The organism is Microbacterium sp., assembly GCF_031988965.1.
Lineage (GTDB): Bacteria > Actinomycetota > Actinomycetes > Actinomycetales > Microbacteriaceae > Microbacterium.
Genome location: NZ_DALZXX010000241.1, coordinates 1 through 2,570, shown reverse-complemented (window position 1 = coordinate 2,570; position 2,570 = coordinate 1). Strand labels below are relative to the sequence as shown.

At 69.5% G+C, this 2,570-nt stretch carries 4 protein-coding genes; all 4 read left to right on the top strand.

What is annotated here, in order from left to right:
* Positions 1-275 precede the first annotated feature (275 nt).
* Complete coding sequence (locus RTM68_RS18235) at positions 276-578, top strand: hypothetical protein (protein ID WP_312173702.1); 303 nt, start codon at positions 276-278, stop codon at positions 576-578.
* 30 nt (positions 579-608) lie between these two features.
* The gene (locus tag RTM68_RS18230) at positions 609-1,241 is read left to right on the top strand and encodes a metal-dependent transcriptional regulator (protein WP_312173701.1); all 633 of its coding nucleotides are present in this window, start codon (positions 609-611) and stop codon (positions 1,239-1,241) included.
* Between the two features lie 55 nt (positions 1,242-1,296).
* Complete coding sequence (locus RTM68_RS18225) at positions 1,297-2,106, top strand: HAD-IIA family hydrolase (RefSeq protein ID WP_312173700.1); 810 nt, start codon at positions 1,297-1,299, stop codon at positions 2,104-2,106.
* A 1-nt stretch (position 2,107) separates the two neighbouring features.
* Positions 2,108-2,570 (top strand): hypothetical protein (locus tag RTM68_RS18220; RefSeq protein WP_312173698.1); only part of this gene is annotated, 463 nt, incomplete at its 3' end.

Sequence of the window (2,570 nt, the reverse complement as noted above, 5' to 3'; positions counted from 1 at the left end):
CCCGGTGGGCGCCGAGCCGGTCGCAGGGCCGGAGGTCACGGCTCCCGCGCTCTGCGCGCCCCCGACGAGGAGGCAGCCCACGGCCGTGACCGCCACGGCAGCGCGGAACGAATGGTGTCGGATATTCATCGTCGAAATCCTTCTCTGGGCCCGAAGCCCGCTCGGATAGCGTTTTCCCGTGCCCGGTCGAAGCTACCCGCACGAGCCGTGCCCGTCAAGGAATCCCCGCCGATTGAGACGATTCACAGGCGACGCCGGCGATTAGGCTCGAAGTCATGTCAGCCGAACCCGCGCGCCGCACCGTCCGCATCCTCACCTGGATCGGAATCGCGACCGGCGTGATCGGCGGGCTCCTCGTCGCGTTCCCGACCGTGCTGCCTGTCGGCGGGCCGTGGGTGCAGCTCGCGCTCGGAATCGCCACGCTGATCCTCGCCTTCCGTGCGCGCAGGATCGGCATCGCCGAGATCGAGGGATTCGACGGTCGCCTGTCGCTCTTCGCGGCTCTGCTCGGGTTCCTCATCGTGTTCTTCGCGGGGCAGGTCGCGTTCGGCCTCCTGGTCGAGGTCGCCAACCCATAAGCAGGGCGACGCCTGATCTAGGCTGGACCCGTGGCATCCCCGGCAGCAGACGACTACCTCAAGACCGTCTACGCGCACACCGAATGGCAGGATGCGCCGATCACCCCCTCGGTGCTCGCCGCGAAGCTCGGCATCGCTCCCTCGTCGGTGACCGAGATGGTGAAGAAGCTCGCCGCCGCCGGACTCGTCTCGCACGTGCCCTACGGCGCGGTGCGTCTGACGGATGCCGGAACGCAGCGCGCTCTCGCGATGGTGCGGCGCCACCGCCTGATCGAGACCTGGCTCGTGCAGGAGTTCGACTACGGGTGGCACGAAGTGCACGACGAGGCCGAGGTGCTCGAGCACACCATCAGCGACCGGCTGCTCGAGGGCATCGACGCGCGCCTCGGACGACCCCGCTTCGACCCGCACGGCGATGCGATCCCGGATGCCACGGGAGCCGTCGAGCGAGAGCCCTTCGTGCTGCTCGCCGACGCCCCGACCGGGCATGTCGGTCGCGTGCTGCGCGTCGACGACCGCGACCCCGAGCTGCTGCGCGCCCTGGAGGCGGCAGGGGTGATCGTCGCGGCGACCGTGGCCACCACCGCATCAGGCATCGCGTTGGACGGCACCCCGATCGACCTCCCCGATGGCGCGGCAGAGGTCGTCTGGCTCAGCGCCTGAGAACCTCGTCCGAACCTGTCACCTGCCCGTCACCGCGGGCCAATAGGCTGAGCACATGGCACACCGCGATGACATCGAATGCTGGCTCACCGACATGGACGGCGTGCTCGTCCATGAGAACGACGCCATCCCCGGAGCCGCCGAGCTGCTGGCCGGGTGGGAGCAGAACGAGATCCCGTACCTGGTGCTCACGAACAACTCGATCTTCACGGCGCGCGACCTCTCGGCCCGGCTGCGGGCCAGCGGCCTGACCGTGCCCGAGGAGCGGATCTGGACCTCTGCTCTCGCGACCGCCGACTTCCTCGCCCAGCAGCTGCCCGGCGGCTCGGCCTTCGTGATCGGAGAGGCCGGCATCCTCACCGCGCTGCACGAGGCCGGGTTCATCATGACCGAGACGAACCCCGACTTCGTGGTCGTCGGCGAGACCCGCAACTACTCGTTCGAGGCGATCACCAAGGCGATCCGTCTCATCATCAAGGGTGCGCGTTTCATCGTCACGAACCCGGACGCCACCGGCCCGTCGTCCGACGGCGTGATGCCGGCCACCGGAGCGATCGCGGCCCTGATCACCAAGGCCACGGGCAAGGAGCCCTACGTCGTCGGCAAGCCGAACCCGATGATGTTCCGTTCGGCGCTGAACAAGATCGGCGCGCACTCGAAGAAGACGGGCATGATCGGCGACCGCATGGACACCGACATCATCGCCGGCATCGAGGCGGGCCTGCACACGGTGCTCGTGATGACGGGCATCAGCGACGAGGCCGAGGTCGAGAAGTACCCGTTCCGCCCCGACGAGATCGTCGACTCGGTCGCCGATCTGCTGCCCACCGTCACCGCCTCGATCCCGACGCTCGACGAGGACTGACATGGGGGCACTCGACGAGGGTGAGCGGGTCGTCGCAGCGGATGCGGCGGCGTGGCGCGCCTGGCTCGAGGAGCATCATGAGCGCACCGCGGGAGTCTGGCTTCTGAGCGTGCGCGGCAAGGACGTCGGCGGCGTCGGCTATGACGATGCCGTGCGGCAGGCGCTGTGCTTCGGCTGGATCGACGGCCCCGTGCGCACCTTCGACGATCAGACCGTGGGGCAATGGTTCTCGCCGCGGCGCCGCGGCAGCGGCTGGGCGGCGACCAACAAGGCGCGGCTGGTCGATCTCGAGGCCGCCGGGTTGCTCGCACCGGCCGGCATCCGCGTGCTCGACGCCGCGAAGGCCGACGGCTCATGGACGATGCTCGACGGTCCCGAGGCAGGCATCGAACCGCCCGAGCTGGCGGCGGCCTTGGATGCCGTGCCGGCCGCGCGCCGCGCCTGGGACGCGTTCCCGAAGTCGG